Source organism: Enterobacter sp. N18-03635 (assembly GCF_004006055.1).
GTDB classification, from domain to species: domain Bacteria; phylum Pseudomonadota; class Gammaproteobacteria; order Enterobacterales; family Enterobacteriaceae; genus Enterobacter; species Enterobacter vonholyi.
The window spans coordinates 1,463,148-1,479,906 of the sequence record NZ_CP034769.1 but is presented as its reverse complement, the minus strand read 5'-3'; the positions used below and the strand labels follow the sequence as shown (position 1 = coordinate 1,479,906).

Here is a 16,759-nt window from a genome sequence, read left to right as displayed (position 1 = left end):
CATCTTCTACTTATCTTATTCAACCATTCGGTAGCGGCGTTGCCAGGTAACGACCTTGCCCGCCTCACTGTCAACGTGAAGCTGGCTGACGACGCGCAGCGTTAAATCATCGGTATTGCCGGTGGTATCCACCCGAAAATAGCGACTGTTGACCGCAACCCTGTCCTGAATCTGCGCCAGGATATCTTTGGTCTGCGGATAGTTGCTCTCCAGCACTTTGCTGAATGCCTCCAGCGACTCCCAGCCCTCTTCCGGACGTGAATCGATCAGGCGAGCAGCATCGTCCGTGTTTAACACGCCGGTAAAAACCGCCGCCAGCAGCGGCGACTGTTCTCGTGTTAAGGTATTCACATTTATGGTGCCATCCGTATCCGGCAAGGCGCACAGCAGTTTGCTGACCTTCGGCCACGCGGCCTGCGGAAAGGCGGGCAGCAGTCGGATTTCATTGATGGTGCGCATCATTTGATTCGCCGGACCACGGGCGGGCGTCACGCTCGCCCAGGCATCGGCCTCCTGGCTCTGTTTCGCCGTCACGTCGTCGGCGTCAAGATAATCCACCAGTTGCTGGTAAATCTCTTCTGTCGCCAGCGTACCGACTCCGCTTTCTGCCAGCAGCTGTTCGACAATCTGCTCTTTGACCGGTTTTTTCGGCAGCGCAGTGGCGTCAGCCGGGGCCGCTGGCGCCTCGTCAACGGCCAACAGACTATTGACGTTAAAGCAGGTCCGGGCATCCTCCACCTGACTCACCACGGTGTAATTATCCCCGTGGGTTTCCAGGGGCTGGGCCCAGTCACCTCTCGGCGAAAGCCCCGCCCCTTCTGAACTGGCCGCTTTCTGCAGTACGTTTTCCAGTACCTTCTGTTGACGGGCAATGGCCCAGCGCAGCGTCTGCTGGCTGACCTGATAATGCGTTTTTTGCAGGTGGCGGCAGAACTGCTGACTGATTTTCGCCGCCAGGGCGGACATCATCACCAGCAGGATCAGGACCACCAGTAGCGCCACGCCACGCTCTTTCCGCGCAGGTTTGCCGCTCATGAACTCACTCCTGGTTGTGCTGCCGTATCGGGCTGCGGGTTGGTTACGGGTTGCGCCGCATTCTCCGCTGCCGGCTGCGCCGGGTCCGCATTCGTCTCTTTTGGCGCGGTCTGGATCTCGGGCATATCGCCGGGAGTGATAAAAACCCAGCGCCAGGTTTCGCCGTTTTCCATAGTCAGATTCAGCTCAACGCCATCAGGCTGATGGGCGATGTCGGTCCATTTCTCCTGCCAGCCTTCGTGCCAGAAACGCCATTTCATCGCTTTCACATCGTTCAGAATCGGCACTTCTTCCGGCTGCGCGCTGGCGGGACCATCGATAGCAGCCCAGACGTTGCGCCACAGGCGCTTGTCCTTTAACGTCCAGCTCACCCGCTCTAGCTGCACCTGACCGCTGATGCCGTTAAGGGTTGTCATTTCCAGACCATTCTGCTGCTGAACGAACACCTCGCCGCTGTTGCGCGGCGCGCGCGCCTGCTGCTGATAAAAGTCACGCGAGAGCAGATTGTACGTGCGCTGAAGCGCCGTCACTTTTGTCGCCGCCTCGTCGCTGGCCGTCGAGGTGCGCATCGCACCGTCAAGAATTTGCCAGGCGAGAATGCTGATCACCGCGAAGATGGCCAGCGCAATCATAATTTCCAGCAGGGTAAAGCCCTGCTGACGCTGCGCCTTACTCACGATCCACCTCCGGTTCGTCGAGCTGAAGTGCCACCACCGGTTGCGCATCGCTTCCTTCGCTGTAAACCCTTACCTCATCGGCAAAGGTATTTTCGGCGGTTTTTACCCGCTGGATATGCCAGGTCCAGGTTTGTCCGCCCATGGTTTCGGTACCCACCTGCTCGGCATCCGGAAAATCGGTCTGAGCAAGCTGAGCTTGTGCCAGTAGATTTTCCGCCACCCAGCCGGCCTGCAGTGTTTCCGACAGGCTGTGGGTAAAGCGCACGTTCAGGGTGACGGAGTTCATCAGCGCCAGCGCCGCGGTGGAGAAAATCACCAGCGCCACCATCACTTCCAGCAGGGTCATCCCCTGCTCTTTGGTTTTGCGTTTAGTCATCGTTTTCCACCACCACGGGAACAGAGCCCTGTGACGTCACGTGAAAGCGCTGCTTTTTATCAAGGCTTTCAAGACTGAGCGTGAAGCGGCTCAGCTCGCCGTCCGGCAAAAAAATGATTTGCGGTTCATCGTCCAGCGTGGCCGCCAGCGTTCGCGGCGAGAGGGAGACGTGCATCTCCTCAGGAAACTCGCCGCGGGTCGCGATCCGTCCCGCCTTTAGCGGTGCCCAGTGACGTTCGCCGTTATTTCCAACCTGTGTCACCAGTTCAAATTCTGAGGAGGTCATCACCAGCCCGACAATATTTCCGTCCATTACCGCACGGTCAGAACCATATTCAACGAGGGATTTTAGCTGCTTACCAAATGTATCTGCGCCGCTGCGTGATGGAATGGTGGTGACCACCATCATGGCGCTCAGGGCGAATATCACCAGCGCCACGATAATTTCCAGCAGGGTAAATCCACGTTGCTTATTCATTACTTATCTTTTTTATCAAAAGACCAGTTGCTGATATCGTCGCCAGTATTCGCTTCTCCATCCGGGCCGGCTGAGAAAATATCGACAGCGCCATGCTCTCCCGGGCTGACCAGAATATAGTCATTGCCCCATGGATCCTGCGGCAGACGGCGAATATAGCCGTCGTCACGGTAGCCTTTCGGAATGGGCGCAATTTCAGGTTTGGTCACCAGCGCCTGCAACCCCTGCTCGGTGGTCGGATAGCGATGGTTGTCGAGTTTGTACATATCCAGCGAACCTTCCAGCGCCACAATATCGCTGGTCGCTTTCTGAATATCGGCTTTTTCTTTATTGCCCATTAAATTAGGCACCACCATACTGGCCAGCACACCGAGAATAACGATAACTACCATTAATTCGAGCAGCGTGAATCCCGCCTGACGCTTCAGGCTATTCTTTTTCAAAGACATGATTAACCCACCATATTATTAAGTTGAAGAAGCGGTTGTAATATTGAAAGAACGATAAATAAAACAACGGTCGCCATAGTTACTACCAGTGCCGGTTCAAATACCGACAGCGTTAAAGTAATTCGATGCTGTAATGCAGATTCCTGGTTTTCCGCCGCGCGATCCATCAACGAGCCCAGCTCGCCGCTCTCCTCCCCGGAGGCCACCATGTAAAGCATGGTGGGTGGGAAGATTTTCGCCTGTTCCAGCGCGTTGTAGAGAGATGCCCCCTGACGCACGGTGTCCGCCGCCTGCTCAAGCACCTGCCGGGCATAGAGGTTTTCTATCCCGTCCATCGCGATATACATCCCTTCCAGCAGCGGAACGCTGCTGGCCTGCAAAATACTCAGCGTGCGGATGTAGCGCGCGCTGTTGATGGCGCAGACCAGTTTTTTCAGCGGTGAATTTAGCAACAGCCACCGATGATAAACAAATCGGTTCTTTTCTTTTTTTATCCAAAATTTAAAGCTCGCCGACGCCCCGAACAGGCCGCCGGCGATAACGATGCCCCAGGCCTGTAGAAAGTCGCTCACCGCAATCAGCGTGCGGGTGGTCACCGGCAGTTCTTGTTTCATATGGGTGAACTGGTCGATGACCTGCGGCACCACGGCGACTAGCAGAATGGAGATCACCGCGATCGCCACTACCGTCAGGGTGATGGGGTACACCATCGCCTGGGTGAGCTTGCTTTTCATCTTCTGGCGCTGCTCGTTGTATTCGGCGAGCTTTTCCAGCACGCCCCCGAGATGACCGGTCTTTTCACCGGCCATCACCAGGGTGCAGTAGAGCTTATCGAAGCTGCGCGGAAACTGGCTGAAGGCGTCGAACAGCGTGTGGCCTTCCACGATCTTGTCGCGGATCTCGGTCACCATCGCCGCCAGGGTTTTATCTTCCGTCTGCTTCGCAATTGCCTCCAGCGCACTCTCCAGCGGCAGCGCGGCATTGACCAGCGTCGCAAGCTGTCGGGTAAACATCGACAGCACCGGAATCGACAGTTTTGCCCCTTTACGGGCGTTTTTCCCCGCCGCCGGATCGCTGGTTGGGGAGATATTCACCGGTATCAGCTTTTGTTCGCGCAGCATCTGGCGCACCTGCTTTGGCCCTTCGGCCTGCAGGTTGCCGCGCTGGGTTTTTCCGGCGGCGTCCGTCGCGGACCACGCATACCAGGCCATTACGCATCCCCTCCGCGCTCGGCGGTGACGCGCATCACCTCTTCCAGCGAGGTCACGCCGGAGATCACCTTCAGCAGACCGTTTTCACGCAGGCTGTATGCCTCTTTGAAAAGCTGCGTTTCGATGGACATCTCATCTTTATCTTCATGGATCGCACGGCGCATGGCGCTGTCGACCACCAGAAATTCATGGATGCCTGCGCGTCCCTGGTAGCCGCTCTGGCGACACTGTTCGCAACCCACGGCGCGATAAATCGCTTTCGGTGGCGTTTCCATAAAGGTGAACAGCGCTTTCTCATTGTCATCCAGCGGACTGGTCGTGCGGCAGTGTGGACACAGCCGACGTACCAGACGCTGGGCAATGACGCCAAGCAGCGACGAACCAATTAAAAAAGACTCCAGTCCCATATCACGCAGACGGGTAATGGCGCCCGCCGCACTGTTGGTGTGCAGCGTAGACATTACCAGGTGACCGGTGAGCGACGCCTGCACCGCGATTTGCGCGGTTTCACCGTCACGAATTTCCCCGATCATTACCACGTCCGGATCCTGGCGCAGAATGGCGCGCAGCCCGCGTGCAAAGGTCATATCCACGCGCGGGTTGACCTGGGTCTGTCCTACCCCTTCCAGTTCATACTCGATCGGATCTTCTACGGTCAGAATGTTGCGTTCATGACCGTTAAGCGCCGACAGCAGCGCGTACAGGGTGGTACTTTTCCCCGAACCGGTCGGGCCGGTCACCAGGATGATGCCGTGCGGACGTTCAATCAGTCCCTTTAACTTCACCAGCTCTTCGTCAATCAGACCGAGCTTGTTGATGTCCGGCTTAAGGTTGCTTTTATCCAGCAGACGCATCACCACGCGTTCTCCGTACTGAGACGGAATAGTGGAGACACGCACGTCAATAGCCTTACGACCAATGCGCAGCGAAATACGACCGTCCTGGGGGAGACGTTTTTCGGCGATATCCAGTTTGGACATCACTTTGATACGCGACACCAGCAGCGGCGCGAGCTTGCGCGCCGGCTGCAGCACCGGACGCAGCACGCCGTCAACGCGAAAACGAATGCTCAGGGTGCGCTCGAAGGTCTCGATATGAATATCGGAGGCCCCCTCTTTCACCGCTTCGCCCATAATGGCGTTGATCAGGCGGATCACCGGCGAGTTCTCGTCGTTATCAAGCAGATCTTCGTTGTCAGGGATCTCCTCGGTTAACGCCATCAGGTCAATATCGGCGTCCATGTCGTCCACCAGCTGCTGCGAGACGCCGCTGTTCTGCTGCCAGATTTTGGTCAGCAGTTCGTCAAACGCTTCCGCCGTCAGGATCGTCGGGGCATAGGAGCGCCCCAGCACGCGGCGCATCTCCAGCAGGGCATACGCATGCGCATCCTCGCGGATATAAACCTCATCGTTATAGAACAGGACCCCGTTCTCTTTCGCCCAGGTGCTGGTACAGAGCGCATTACTCATCTCAGTCATGTCGCGTCCGCCTTACTCTTTAAACGGGTTGCGGGACGACACCGGCGCACTGGCGCTCACCGGCGCGGCGTGGCTCTGGGACGGATAGGCCGGCAGCATCGGGGAATCAGAATTCTCTACAATGCCCAGCTTGTGCTCTTCCATACGCTGGTGCTGACGCGCCTGGATCTGATCGTATTTCTCTTTCGACGTCGCGCTGTAGTTGTCGTCGTCGCGCAGTACGGTGGTGTGGATAAACACCATCAGATTACGTTTGGCGCTGTCCTGCGAGGTATAGCGGAACAACTGCCCCACGACCGGAATATCGCCCAACAACGGCACTTTCGAGACCGACTGTTTGGTGACGTTTTCCATCAAACCTCCCAGTACCACCGTCTGTCCGCTGTGGACCATCACTTCGTTATTGATGGTGCGGGTGTTGAACGTTGGGCCCAGGCTGGCATCGGCCGTCGAGGTGTTATCCACGCTGGAAACTTCCTGCTCGATCTTCAGGTGGATCATGTCGCCATCGTTGATCTGCGGTACGATTTTCAGCTTAGTACCGACGGTTTTACGTTCCACCGAGTTAAACACGTTATCGCCGCTGGTGGTCTGCGAACCGGAGAGTACCGGTACATCCTGACCGACGTTGAACGACGCCTCTTTGTTATCCAGCGTCACCACGCTCGGTGTCGACAGAATATCGTTTTTGCCGTTAGTGGACAGCGCCGTCATCAACGCGCCAAAGTCGCCGTTAAAGAAACCGGTCGCCAGGCCCGTATAGCTGCCAATGACTTTTGACTTCTTGATCTGGCTAATCGGCAAACCGGTCGAACCAAACTGAACCCCACCGTGTTTACCGGTCCACTGCACGCCAAGATCCAGACCGTTACCGTCCTGAACTTCGGCGATGATCGCCTCCACCAGTACCTGCGGACGGCGGATATCCAGCTTATCGATCACTTTTTCCAGCGAGTTCATGACGTTTGGCTGGGCGGTGATCACCAGCGAATTGGTAGACTCGTCGGCGCTAATATTCAGATCGCCTGCCATAGGCGCGGCTTTGCTCTTGCCGCCGCCCGCTTTATCTTTCAATTGCTCTCCGATCCCCGTCAGCACCGGCACCACTTTGCTGGCATTGGCGTATTTCAGGTAGAAGACGCGGGTGTTGCCCTCGTTGTTCTGCTCGCGATCGAGCTGGGAGATCAGCATCCGGGTGCGCTGACGCGCGTCCGGGCTGCCGCTAATCACCAGGCTGTTGGTTTCATCGTCGGCGACCACTTTGGTCGCCAGCTGCGGGGCGTTTTGCCCTTTCTGCTCTTCGTTGTTGAGATTGTTCAACATGTCAGAAAGATCTTTGGCCGAGGCAAAACGCAGTGGCACGATTTCACGGCGCTGGACGCCGCTTTGATCCACACGCTGTACCAGATCGACCAGGCGGTTAACCACCGAGGCTTTGCCGGTTAACAACAGCACATTTGACGGTTCAAAATGGACCACGTTGCCGATGCCGGAGGCGTCGTTTAACTGACGCAACAGGGGGGCCAGCTCACGTACCGGGACGTTCTCCATTCGCACCACGCGGGTGATGATTTCATCGCCTTTGCCGGGGTTTTTGCTGTCGGCAATCGGTGCGCCCGACATGCGGGCCACCGAAGAGCGCACGACTTTCACCATCCCGTTATCCATCGGGATCACCGACAGACCATAGAGATCCAGCACGCTCAGGAAGAACTGATAATATTCCTCTTCCGTCAGCACGTTGTAGGTACGGACCGACACCGTTCCCTGAACAGAAGGATCGACCAGAATGGTTTTATTGAGGTTACGCCCGACGGTATCGATAAATTCGCGGACATCGGTATTTTTAAAACTGGCGCTAAAGTTCGCCGCGAACAGCGAACCGGAATATAATGACAATGCGGTCAGCGCTACGCACGCCCATGGAAATTTCTTCATGTCTGTACACTTATTAATTGTTTAGAACATTGACCCGAATATTTTCAAGGTGAGCGTGACGCCGAATAATGACATCCGCCTCTTTCATTTTTGACCAGCGGGCAACGATCTCTTTTGCCTGCGCCTCTTTAGTCATATCCACATCGTCAACTTTTACCACTACATCACCTTTTTCCAGGCCAGCATGGCTGTAGAAAGGAGACGCATTGCGTGGATTAATGTTGTAGCCTTCCAGCTGGCCTTTCTCGATTAATGGTTTTAACACCAGGTAATCATCCAGATGCAGATTATCCAATCCTGCATCTTTCTTCGATTTGGTTACCGGGCCGCTGTCAACGCCGCCTTTAAAATAGTCTGGTTTTTTAAGTGAAATAACCTGCGGTGCGCCTTCATAATTCACCACCACATTATCTGGATGAATTTCGGCAATATAGGCATTGTCAAAACCGGCGAGCATTTCGCCCTCGCGATAGCTCTTTTGTCCGGAGGGGGTTTTTATCACCGCAAAGGACAGCCAGGCTTCGTCGCTGCTGAGAATACCTTCGATTTCCGCACTGAGCGGCTTTTTCAACGCCGCTGGCTGTTTCTCTGGCATCACCGCCGGCGTAAAAAGTACAAACTGAGTTTCATCATGACTTTTTTTTTGCATCTTCTGCTTTGGATCAGACAATCTGTTCGTAACTTTCTTATAATCTTTATAAACCATATACCCTTGCTGGCCGCAGAAAATGAGCAGCACAAACATGACGCAGGGCATAATCAATTGATTAACAAATGACATCCGCATTTTTTAACGAGCCTTTCTGCCAGTCAGTAATTCACAGCACAGGGCTGTATGAGTAAGTGGCGTAAATACTAATGCGTTCCCTCTCCCCCGCCCATTTATACTTCCGCCAACAATAATTTAGAAAAAGATTGAACGTTAAATAAACCTATGTTAGAAGCGCAGGCCGAATATTTTTATCCTGCATTCAAATTGCCCCTTCCGCCTGTATCCTTTACTTTTCCGTCTCCTTGTTATGAATGAAAGAGACGGTAATACGCTATGTATATGCGCCATTTTAATTTCACTACCCAGCCTTTCCGGACTATCAGCCGGATGCCAGGTGATTTTTTTGTTCCGTATCATCAGGATGTGTTCGGTTTGCTGAAAGAGAAGTGCCAGACAACAGGCGTTACTGCGCTCTTTAGCGACGACAGCTATCTCACCTCGCAGTTTTGCGATGCGCTTAAAAAGCATGACGGCACGCTGATTGCCATTAACGCCTTCCCGAAACTCAGCGCCAGCGGCCTGCTCTATAAACTCAACACCACCACTAAAGAGAGCAAAACCCGGATCCAGGCTATTGATGCTGTGCTGCGTCAGTGGCAGGACGAGATGTTGTCCCGCAAAACCTCACGTAAAGTGCTGGTCATCTCGCATATTCAGTCGATGAAAGCGAATTGCCATGACGCACTGTCCGTGTTGTTAACCCGCGCGCAGGAGCTGGATGTGCCTCTGTCGGTTGTGCTGATGGGATCGGCCGACCAGGAAGCCGCCCTCCAGCAGTCCGGGTTGCGTGAATCTCTTCATACGCATCACACGCTCCGGCCCCTCACCTGCCGCGAGTCCATGAGCTATGTTCAGGCCCAGTGTGAAGCGCATGGCAGCGACGCGACGCCGTTCACCCGGGCCCGCGTGCGCAAGATGCATGTTCTGACCAAAGGACAGGTAAGTAAACTCAACGAGCTGGCGCACCTTGCGATGCTCGCCGCCTGGACCGAACGTTCAGCGCAGGTATCGCCGCGCCATCTGCGCCTCGCTGCAGGAGAAGTTCTGCCGGCAAAACCGAAGGGCAAACGCCTTGCCGTTATGGGCCTTTTTGCCTCTGTACTGTTTGCAGCCTGCGGCTGGACATTGATGCCCGCCATTACCGCCAGACTGCCGGTACAGCTGCCCGTGATGGCCAGCTGGAAACCGCAGACGCCAAAAACCGACGCCCCAGTGGTGCCGGTTATTGATAATGAAGTGGTGAACAAGCCCGATGCGATGCATCAGCTTTATACCATGTGGGGTTATGACGCCACGATGGAAGAGGCGCTCTGCCAGAACGCCGGGCGGGTCAACCTGATGTGTAAGGAGGGCAGCGCTCCGGTCGAGGAGTTGGCAAAAGAGGGTTACCCTTGGATCGGCGAGATCAAAACGGGCGATCACCTGAACTATGCCGTGGTGGCCAGAGTAGATGATAACTCGCTGGATCTGCTGATGAATAATCGCACCTGGCAGGTGAGCCGCAGATGGTTTAACCAGCATGCAACGGGCAATTACACCCTATTGCACCGCCTTACGCCGCAGGGGAAAGATGCCGTGAGCGCCGAAAGTAGCGTCAAAGATTTGGGCTGGATGGATCAGCAGCTTAGCCTGGCGCTGAATCTGCCCGAAACCCACGCAAAGGTGTGGACGGCGGAACTAATGCAACGTACCCGCGAGTTTCAGCAGAAAATGCATCTGCATGTGGACGGGATTGCGGGTGAAGATACATTGATGCAGTTAATGCGTGAAACCAGGACTACGCCAAGCGTGCTTATTCAGTCCGCAAATATATCTGCGACCCCCACCGCGCAGGAGAAGCATTCATAATGTCCACGATTACTCTGGCTGCCCAGCGCAGCTATACCCTGAACGCACCGGTCTGGTTTTCTTACCGGCGCCCCTCGCTGAAAAAAGCGGTCTTTGCCACCCTGATCTGGTTGATGGGGATAGTGATGACGATCGCCGCGGGACTTTACGCACATATCTACTGGGATCTTCGTCATCCGGTACCTGAGCCAATAAAAGCGAGCGCCGTCAGGCCAGAAACGAAGCTATCGGATATGCATTACGTCTATGTCAGTAAACCGTTCCCGCGGCCTGAACCAAAGCAAGAACCGATGACAAAAGAGATGCCGCCACTGCAGGAGATGCCAATTGATAGCGGCGATGCCGACTGGCAGCAGGCGCCCGACGGTGAAGTACCGCGTGATATTTCCCGGGATACATTGCCGGGAACAGAAATGAACAATTCTGCTATTCCCGAACAGGATAATACCGGTCACACAGTTGATGACGGGGCTATCAAAGCATTATTGATGAAGGCGTTAAAAGAGCAGGAGAAAGATTATTCGCAGGGAAAAATACCCGCCCCCCCCGTTGAGGAAACCGCGGCAGGAACGCAGGCAAATAATACACTTAAACATAGCCCCCCTTTCAATTAAAAAGGGGGTGAGAAGCGATTAATATTTTTCCGGCAACGTCGACAAATACATAAGACGACCTTTATCAACCTGGATATAATTACCTTTTTTCAGGTCTGCGAGGATTTTAATAATGGTACTCCGGGCCAGACTGGTATATTCCTGAATATAGTCGTAAACATTGATATCGCGCTGATGATGTACCATCAGTTCGTTAATTTCCAGCAAGAACTCGCGAACAATCGAGTACGCGCTACGGGCGACCAACACTTCGTCACGCTTGCTGAGCAGGCAAATATACCAGGAGAGGACTTTACTCAAGGCTTCCCACAGGTTTTTTTCGCTCATCAGACGGAAAAAATCATCCTTTTTAATAGTGCGCACCACGGTATTTGCACGCACCAGACCGTACATATGCGCTGAATTGTAATAAATAGAGGAGAGACCGAAAATACATTTATTCTGTAAGGTGAATACACACAGTTCATCCGACTTGCGGCGGAATTCAACTTCACCGCTAATGATAAAATGGATATCTTCGTTGTTCTCGGTACTGATACGCTGCCATTTGCGTAAGGTTCTTTCTTCAAAACCTTCAGTTGCCGCGATAATGGCGTCAAGTTCTTCTTGTGGACGGCTATTTTTACTGTAGATACTTAACATAGTTATACCCATTAATATTAAATTGAAAAAGGTGAACGTGTGCAATCACAGCGCAAAAATGCGTAGTCCATTTAATAAATGTAAAGTAAAGCTAAGCCAGGCTAAGACGCTAGCACATCCCTATTTCTTATTTGCCGTGCTGATAGATTGTCAACCACGTTTGCGAGTAATTTCGACTGAGGAAACTATAAAACATTTACGCCGCAAATGTGATTAGAAAATTAGTCCAAAAGGAGACCGTGTAAAAGTGGAGTCGGGTAACCCGAGGGATTACCCCTGCCCGTAGCGCTCTAACAGCGCCTCCGCGATTGCCAGCGTTTCGCGATCGGCCACGCCGTCCCAGCGCGCCGGGCGAAAATGCATCTGAAACGCGACGATCACGCGCTTCTGCTGTGCGTTCGTCATGTTATCGGTCACCTCATAGCCGTAGCGCGCCAGCAGATCGAGCAGCACCTTCGGCTCCACAAGCTCATCTCGCGGCTTGCCGTTCAGGTAAAACGCCACCCGCGCCGGGTCGGGCCATGCGCCAATCCCCTGCAGCGCCAGCTGACGCCAGGGGAACAGCGGGCCGGGATCGTCTTTGCGCTGCGGGGCAATATCAGAATGGGCCACCACATTTTCAGGTTTGATGTTGTAGCGGGTGATAATGTCTTTGGCGAGCGGCACCAGCGCCGCAATCTGCGCTGGCTCAAAAGGGGTAAAGCGCTTAACGCCCGACGTTTTTTGCCAGCCACGGTTCTCCAGCTCAATGCCGACAGACGTATCATTGATGCGGTTGGTGCCGCGCCAGAAGCTGATGCCCGCATGCCAGGCCAGTTCGCTCTCGGGTACCAGCTGCCAGATGCGCGGCTTACCGTCCGGTGCGGGAGGCCTGGCAGGGATCAAATAGTGAGAGCTGACGTTTTTATCCGTCAGCGTGGCCAGCGAGCTGTCAAAATCATCCGCGGTGTAGTGGATCACCAGCACCTTGATGCGCGGATAAGCCGCCTGAGCCTGATGACGCGTATCCAGCTCGTAGGCGCCTTTGTCGATAACCCCTTTTTCCGTGGCGCATCCTGCCAGCAGCAACGCCAGCAGGAGCGCGGCAAACGAACGCCTCATCTCAGGGTTTTCACCGCCGTACCGCTTACGCTCACCATCAGCATGCTGCCATCTTTCCCGACCGTTTCGTAGTCGATATCAATCCCCACGACCGCATCAGCGCCGAGGGCTTCCGCCTGCTCGCCAAGCTCTTTAAAGGCGATTTCACGCGCTTTACGCAGCTCTTTTTCATATGCTCCCGAGCGGCCGCCAACGATATCGCGGATGCCGGCAAAAAAGTCACGGAAGATATTGGCACCGAGAATCGCTTCACCGGTGACCACGCCGCAGTACTCGGTGATGGTCTGCCCTTCCAGGGTTGGCGTTGTTGAAAACTGCATGGTTTCTCTCCTTCTTTAGCGTTCAATGCCTTAGGCACAGCATTATCGGTTCGTTACGCTATGATTGAAAGGATAGTTAATAAATAAGGAAATCAACATGCGCTATTCAGCTTTAACACTTTTAGTGCCCTGCGCGCTGGTCCTCAGCGCCTGTACCACCACGGTCACGCCTGCCTTTAAGGATATCGGTACACGCAGCGGCCCCTGCATTGAGGGTGGCCCGGACACCGTGGCGCAGCAGTTCTATGATTATCGCATTCAGCACCGCAGCAACGATCTCACCGGCCTGCGCCCGTATCTGAGCGATGGTCTGGCAAAACTGCTTAACGATGCCACCCGCGATCCGCAGCATAACGCCCTGCTGAAATCCGATCCGTTCTCCAGCCGCGCCACGCTGCCGGACAGCGCCGAAGTGGCGAGCGCGTCAACCATTCCGAACACGGATGCCCGCAATATTCCGCTGCGCGTGAAGCTGACGCAGGGAACCCAAACCTGGCAGGATGAAGTGCTGATGATCCGTGAAGGACAGTGCTGGGCGGTAGACGACGTGCGCTACGTGGGCGGCAGCGTTCATGCCCCGGCAGGCACGCTGCGCCAGTCGATTGAAAATCGCTAAACCCGCCGATATAACCTGGTAACCCCCGTAAAATGTGCGGCATTTCTTGCGGAATGCCGACATTTATACTCGCCGACCTTGCCGTTCGCTATTTTGTGCTATGTTTAAGAGGAAATACGGGTTATATTTAACTTTTAACGCAGAAATATTGCATAACTATTCTGTCAACGGTACTATCTGCGGCCTCAATTGCTATAGATTGCCTGGATGAGTAAAGACTGCCCCGATGAGTATTAAACTAAACGGCATTAACTGCTTCTACGGCGCACACCAGGCGCTGTTTGACATCACGCTGAACTGCCCGGAAGGCGAAACGCTGGTTTTGCTTGGCCCAAGCGGTGCAGGCAAAAGCTCCCTTCTGCGCGTCCTTAATCTGCTTGAAATGCCCCGTTCAGGTACGCTGGCGATTGCCGGTAACCACTTTGATTTCGCGAAGACGCCGTCTGATAAAGCGATTCGCGAGCTGCGTCAAAACGTCGGCATGGTCTTCCAGCAATACAATCTCTGGCCGCACCTGACCGTGCTGCAGAACCTGATTGAAGCCCCGTGCCGCGTGCTGGGGTTAAGCAAGGATCAGGCGATCGCCCGTGCCGAAAAGCTGCTGGAGCGTCTGCGCCTTAAGCCCTACAGCGACCGCTACCCGCTGCACCTGTCCGGTGGTCAGCAGCAGCGCGTGGCCATTGCCCGTGCGCTGATGATGGAGCCCGCGGTACTGCTGTTTGATGAACCGACCGCGGCGCTGGATCCGGAAATCACCGCCCAGATCGTGAGCATCATTCGCGAGCTGGCGGAAACCAACATTACGCAGGTTATCGTCACCCATGAAGTGGAAGTGGCGCGCAAAACCGCCAGCCGTGTGGTCTACATGGAAAACGGGTATATCGTTGAGCAAGGTGATGCGAGCTGCTTCGCTAACCCGCAAACCGATGCCTTCAAAAACTATTTATCTCATTGATTGTGTCAGGGGAAATATAATGAAAAAAGTATTACTTGCCGTGCTGCTTGCTGGCGTTACCCTTTCCGCTACCGCAGCTCAGACCATTCGTTTTGCTACGGAAGCCTCTTACCCTCCGTTTGAGTCCATCGATGCGAACAACAAAATTGTTGGCTTCGACGTGGATCTGGCTAACGCCCTGTGTAAAGAGATCGATGCGACCTGTACCTTCAGCAACCAGGCGTTCGACAGCCTGATCCCAAGCCTGAAGTTCCGCCGTATCGACGCCGTGATGGCCGGTATGGACATCACCCCGGAGCGTGAAAAGCAGGTGCTGTTCACCACCCCTTACTACGACAACTCTGCCCTGTTCATTGGTCAGAAAGGCAAATTCACCTCTGTCGATCAGCTGAAAGGCAAAAAAGTGGGCGTGCAGAACGGCACCACGCACCAGAAATTCATCATGGATAAGCATCCGGAAATCACCACCGTTCCGTATGACAGCTACCAGAACGCGAAGCTGGATCTGCAAAATGGCCGTATCGACGGCGTATTTGGCGATACCGCTGTCGTGACCGAGTGGCTGAAAGCCAACGACAAGCTGGCGCCAGTGGGCGACAAAGTGACCGATAAGGATTACTTCGGTACCGGTCTGGGGATTGCCGTTCGTCAGGGCAACACTGAGCTGCAGCAGAAATTCAACGCTGCGCTGGAAAAAGTGAAGAAAGACGGCACCTACGAAACCATCTACAAAAAATGGTTCCAGAAGTAATTCCTGATGAATGAAATTTTTCCTTTAGCAAGCGCCGCCGGGATGACCGTCGGCCTTGCCGTTTGCGCACTGATTATCGGCCTCGTGCTGGCGATGTTCTTTGCGGTGTGGGAATCCGCGAAATGGTTCCCCGTCGCCTGGACAGGCTCCGCGCTGGTCACCGTGCTGCGTGGGCTACCGGAAATTCTGGTGGTCCTGTTTATCTATTTCGGCTCCTCACAGCTGCTGCTCACGCTGTCGGACGGCTTCACGATCAATCTTGGCTTTGCGCAGATCCCTGTGCAGATGCAGATCGACAACTTCGACGTCAGCCCGTTCCTGTGCGGGGTGATTGCCCTCTCCCTGCTCTACTCCGCGTACGCGTCGCAAACCCTGCGCGGTGCGCTGAAAGCCGTGCCGCAGGGACAATGGGAATCGGGTCAGGCGTTAGGCTTATCGAAATCCGCCATCTTCTTCCGTCTGGTGATGCCGCAGATGTGGCGCCATGCCCTGCCGGGGCTCGGCAACCAGTGGCTGGTGCTGCTGAAAGATACCGCGCTGGTGAGCCTGATTAGCGTTAACGATTTGATGCTGCAAACCAAAAGCATCGCCACCCGTACCCAGGAGCCGTTTACCTGGTACATTGTGGCGGCGGCGATCTACCTGGTGATCACGTTACTCAGTCAGTACATCCTCAAGCGTATTGACCTGCGAGCGACGCGCTTTGAACGGAGACCAGGCTGATGCTTGAATACTTTCCCGAGTTGATGAAAGGGCTGCACACCAGCCTGACGCTGACCGTGGCGTCCATTATCGTGGCGCTGATCCTGGCCCTTATCTTCACCATCATCCTGACGCTGAAAACGCCGGTGCTGGTGTGGATTGTGCGCGGGTACATCACCCTGTTTACCGGTACGCCGCTGCTGGTGCAGATCTTCCTGATTTACTACGGCCCGGGCCAGTTCCCGTCGCTGCAGGAGTATCCGGTTATCTGGCATCTGCTCTCTGAGCCGTGGCTGTGTGCCCTGATTGCCCTTTCGCTGAACAGCGCGGCCTATACCACCCAGCTGTTCTACGGAGCGATCCGCGCCATCCCGGAAGGCCAGTGGCAGTCCTGCGGGGCGCTGGGCATGAGCAAGAAAGACACGCTGGCGATCCTGCTGCCGTACGCCTTTAAGCGCGCCCTCTCCTCCTATTCCAACGAAGTGGTGCTGGTATTCAAGAGTACCTCGCTGGCCTACACCATCACCCTGATGGAAGTGATGGGTCACGGACAGCTGCTGTACGGGCGCACCTATGACGTGATGGTGTTCGGCGCGGCGGGCGTGGTGTATCTGGTGGTGAACGGTCTGCTGACGCTGATGATGCGCCTGATCGAGCGTAAAGCGCTGGCGTTTGAGCGCAGGAATTAACCACGCAAGCGCATAAAACGGTATTCATGAAGCGGGTAACCTGATGGGTTATCCGCTTTTTTTTGCGATAAAAATAATACTTAATCATTTTTATTGCATATAAATTC

The 16,759-nt window shown here is 54.7% G+C and carries 19 protein-coding genes; 7 read left to right on the top strand and 12 right to left on the bottom strand.

Going from position 1 to position 16,759, the window contains the following annotated elements; translation table 11 throughout:
• Positions 1-15: 15 nt before the first annotated feature.
• From gspK to gspC, 9 genes are read right to left on the bottom strand one after another with little or no spacing between them, the layout of a single operon-like run.
• A complete protein-coding gene (gene gspK, locus ELK40_RS07760; protein WP_127730219.1) occupies positions 16-1,035 on the bottom strand; it encodes a type II secretion system minor pseudopilin GspK in 1,020 nt (339 codons plus the stop codon).
• A complete protein-coding gene (gspJ, locus tag ELK40_RS07755; RefSeq protein ID WP_127730217.1) occupies positions 1,032-1,712 on the bottom strand; it encodes a type II secretion system minor pseudopilin GspJ in 681 nt (226 codons plus the stop codon). Before gspJ ends, gspK begins: the two co-directional genes overlap by 4 nt.
• Positions 1,705-2,088 carry a type II secretion system minor pseudopilin GspI gene (gspI, locus tag ELK40_RS07750; protein WP_127730215.1) on the bottom strand — a complete coding sequence of 128 codons (384 nt, stop codon included), beginning with the start codon at positions 2,086-2,088 and terminating at the stop codon, positions 1,705-1,707. Before gspI ends, gspJ begins: the two co-directional genes overlap by 8 nt.
• On the bottom strand, positions 2,081-2,566 hold the full coding sequence (gene gspH / locus ELK40_RS07745) for a type II secretion system minor pseudopilin GspH (RefSeq protein ID WP_127730213.1): 486 nt from the start codon (positions 2,564-2,566) through the stop codon (positions 2,081-2,083). Before gspH ends, gspI begins: the two co-directional genes overlap by 8 nt.
• Complete coding sequence (gene gspG / locus ELK40_RS07740) at positions 2,566-3,015, bottom strand: type II secretion system major pseudopilin GspG (protein WP_127730211.1); 450 nt, start codon at positions 3,013-3,015, stop codon at positions 2,566-2,568. The genes gspH and gspG overlap by 1 nt, the downstream gene beginning before the upstream one ends.
• Positions 3,016-3,017: 2 nt before the next feature.
• On the bottom strand, positions 3,018-4,226 hold the full coding sequence (gene gspF / locus ELK40_RS07735) for a type II secretion system inner membrane protein GspF (protein ID WP_127730209.1): 1,209 nt from the start codon (positions 4,224-4,226) through the stop codon (positions 3,018-3,020).
• Positions 4,226-5,704, bottom strand: coding sequence for a type II secretion system ATPase GspE (gspE, locus tag ELK40_RS07730; protein WP_127730207.1), 1,479 nt, complete (start codon positions 5,702-5,704; stop codon positions 4,226-4,228). Before gspE ends, gspF begins: the two co-directional genes overlap by 1 nt.
• A gap of 12 nt (positions 5,705-5,716) precedes the next feature.
• Positions 5,717-7,642: a type II secretion system secretin GspD gene (gene gspD / locus ELK40_RS07725; RefSeq protein WP_127730205.1), complete on the bottom strand. Its 1,926-nt coding sequence runs from the start codon at positions 7,640-7,642 to the stop codon at positions 5,717-5,719.
• Positions 7,643-7,655: 13 nt separating this feature from the next.
• Entirely contained in the window at positions 7,656-8,387 is a 732-nt protein-coding gene (gene gspC, locus ELK40_RS07720; protein WP_127732749.1) for a type II secretion system protein GspC, read from the bottom strand.
• 300 nt (positions 8,388-8,687) lie between these two features.
• Between gspC and ELK40_RS07715 the strand changes: the two genes are divergently transcribed.
• Complete coding sequence (locus tag ELK40_RS07715) at positions 8,688-10,262, top strand: ExeA family protein (protein ID WP_127730203.1); 1,575 nt, start codon at positions 8,688-8,690, stop codon at positions 10,260-10,262.
• Complete coding sequence (locus ELK40_RS07710; protein WP_127730201.1) at positions 10,262-10,876, top strand: hypothetical protein; 615 nt, start codon at positions 10,262-10,264, stop codon at positions 10,874-10,876. The genes ELK40_RS07715 and ELK40_RS07710 overlap by 1 nt, the downstream gene beginning before the upstream one ends.
• 18 nt (positions 10,877-10,894) lie before the next feature.
• Here ELK40_RS07710 and ELK40_RS07705 read toward each other — a convergent pair whose 3' ends face one another.
• The 3 genes from ELK40_RS07705 to ELK40_RS07695 form a co-directional block, all read right to left on the bottom strand.
• Entirely contained in the window at positions 10,895-11,518 is a 624-nt protein-coding gene (locus tag ELK40_RS07705; RefSeq protein WP_115874598.1) for a helix-turn-helix domain-containing protein, read from the bottom strand.
• Positions 11,519-11,788: 270 nt separating this feature from the next.
• Positions 11,789-12,619: an N-acetylmuramoyl-L-alanine amidase gene (locus ELK40_RS07700; RefSeq protein WP_127730199.1), complete on the bottom strand. Its 831-nt coding sequence runs from the start codon at positions 12,617-12,619 to the stop codon at positions 11,789-11,791.
• The gene (locus ELK40_RS07695; protein WP_008500028.1) at positions 12,616-12,939 is read right to left on the bottom strand and encodes a heavy metal-binding domain-containing protein; all 324 of its coding nucleotides are present in this window, start codon (positions 12,937-12,939) and stop codon (positions 12,616-12,618) included. The genes ELK40_RS07700 and ELK40_RS07695 overlap by 4 nt, the downstream gene beginning before the upstream one ends.
• Before the next feature lie 97 nt (positions 12,940-13,036).
• Between ELK40_RS07695 and ELK40_RS07690 the strand changes: the two genes are divergently transcribed.
• The 5 genes from ELK40_RS07690 (at position 13,037) to artM (ending at position 16,652) form a co-directional block, all read left to right on the top strand.
• On the top strand, positions 13,037-13,555 hold the full coding sequence (locus tag ELK40_RS07690; protein WP_059445567.1) for a lipoprotein: 519 nt from the start codon (positions 13,037-13,039) through the stop codon (positions 13,553-13,555).
• 226 nt (positions 13,556-13,781) lie between these two features.
• Complete coding sequence (artP, locus tag ELK40_RS07685; RefSeq protein WP_008500030.1) at positions 13,782-14,510, top strand: arginine ABC transporter ATP-binding protein ArtP; 729 nt, start codon at positions 13,782-13,784, stop codon at positions 14,508-14,510.
• A gap of 19 nt (positions 14,511-14,529) precedes the next feature.
• Positions 14,530-15,261, top strand: a complete 732-nt coding sequence (artI, locus tag ELK40_RS07680; RefSeq protein WP_008500032.1) for an arginine ABC transporter substrate-binding protein ArtI — start codon at positions 14,530-14,532, stop codon at positions 15,259-15,261.
• Between the two features lie 6 nt (positions 15,262-15,267).
• Positions 15,268-15,984 carry an arginine ABC transporter permease ArtQ gene (artQ, locus tag ELK40_RS07675; RefSeq protein ID WP_008500033.1) on the top strand — a complete coding sequence of 239 codons (717 nt, stop codon included), beginning with the start codon at positions 15,268-15,270 and terminating at the stop codon, positions 15,982-15,984.
• Entirely contained in the window at positions 15,984-16,652 is a 669-nt protein-coding gene (gene artM / locus ELK40_RS07670; RefSeq protein WP_023310940.1) for an arginine ABC transporter permease ArtM, read from the top strand. Before artQ ends, artM begins: the two co-directional genes overlap by 1 nt.
• Positions 16,653-16,759 lie beyond the last annotated feature (107 nt).

What these genes read in the sequence shown, in the direction of transcription:
- artM (WP_023310940.1), top strand. Translation starts at nt 15,984, where the DNA reads ATGCTTGAATACTTTCCCGAGTTGATGAAAGGGCTGCACACCAGCCTG.
- artP (WP_008500030.1), top strand. Translation starts at nt 13,782, where the DNA reads ATGAGTATTAAACTAAACGGCATTAACTGCTTCTACGGCGCACACCAG.
- gspI (WP_127730215.1), bottom strand. Translation starts at nt 2,088, where the DNA reads ATGACTAAACGCAAAACCAAAGAGCAGGGGATGACCCTGCTGGAAGTG.
- gspH (WP_127730213.1), bottom strand. Translation starts at nt 2,566, where the DNA reads ATGAATAAGCAACGTGGATTTACCCTGCTGGAAATTATCGTGGCGCTG.
- ELK40_RS07705 (WP_115874598.1), bottom strand. Translation starts at nt 11,518, where the DNA reads ATGTTAAGTATCTACAGTAAAAATAGCCGTCCACAAGAAGAACTTGAC.
- gspK (WP_127730219.1), bottom strand. Translation starts at nt 1,035, where the DNA reads ATGAGCGGCAAACCTGCGCGGAAAGAGCGTGGCGTGGCGCTACTGGTG.
- artQ (WP_008500033.1), top strand. Translation starts at nt 15,268, where the DNA reads ATGAATGAAATTTTTCCTTTAGCAAGCGCCGCCGGGATGACCGTCGGC.
- gspC (WP_127732749.1), bottom strand. Translation starts at nt 8,387, where the DNA reads ATGTTTGTGCTGCTCATTTTCTGCGGCCAGCAAGGGTATATGGTTTAT.
- ELK40_RS07715 (WP_127730203.1), top strand. Translation starts at nt 8,688, where the DNA reads ATGTATATGCGCCATTTTAATTTCACTACCCAGCCTTTCCGGACTATC.
- ELK40_RS07700 (WP_127730199.1), bottom strand. Translation starts at nt 12,619, where the DNA reads ATGAGGCGTTCGTTTGCCGCGCTCCTGCTGGCGTTGCTGCTGGCAGGA.
- gspF (WP_127730209.1), bottom strand. Translation starts at nt 4,226, where the DNA reads ATGGCCTGGTATGCGTGGTCCGCGACGGACGCCGCCGGAAAAACCCAG.
- ELK40_RS07690 (WP_059445567.1), top strand. Translation starts at nt 13,037, where the DNA reads ATGCGCTATTCAGCTTTAACACTTTTAGTGCCCTGCGCGCTGGTCCTC.
- gspD (WP_127730205.1), bottom strand. Translation starts at nt 7,642, where the DNA reads ATGAAGAAATTTCCATGGGCGTGCGTAGCGCTGACCGCATTGTCATTA.
- ELK40_RS07695 (WP_008500028.1), bottom strand. Translation starts at nt 12,939, where the DNA reads ATGCAGTTTTCAACAACGCCAACCCTGGAAGGGCAGACCATCACCGAG.
- artI (WP_008500032.1), top strand. Translation starts at nt 14,530, where the DNA reads ATGAAAAAAGTATTACTTGCCGTGCTGCTTGCTGGCGTTACCCTTTCC.
- gspG (WP_127730211.1), bottom strand. Translation starts at nt 3,015, where the DNA reads ATGTCTTTGAAAAAGAATAGCCTGAAGCGTCAGGCGGGATTCACGCTG.
- ELK40_RS07710 (WP_127730201.1), top strand. Translation starts at nt 10,262, where the DNA reads ATGTCCACGATTACTCTGGCTGCCCAGCGCAGCTATACCCTGAACGCA.
- gspE (WP_127730207.1), bottom strand. Translation starts at nt 5,704, where the DNA reads ATGACTGAGATGAGTAATGCGCTCTGTACCAGCACCTGGGCGAAAGAG.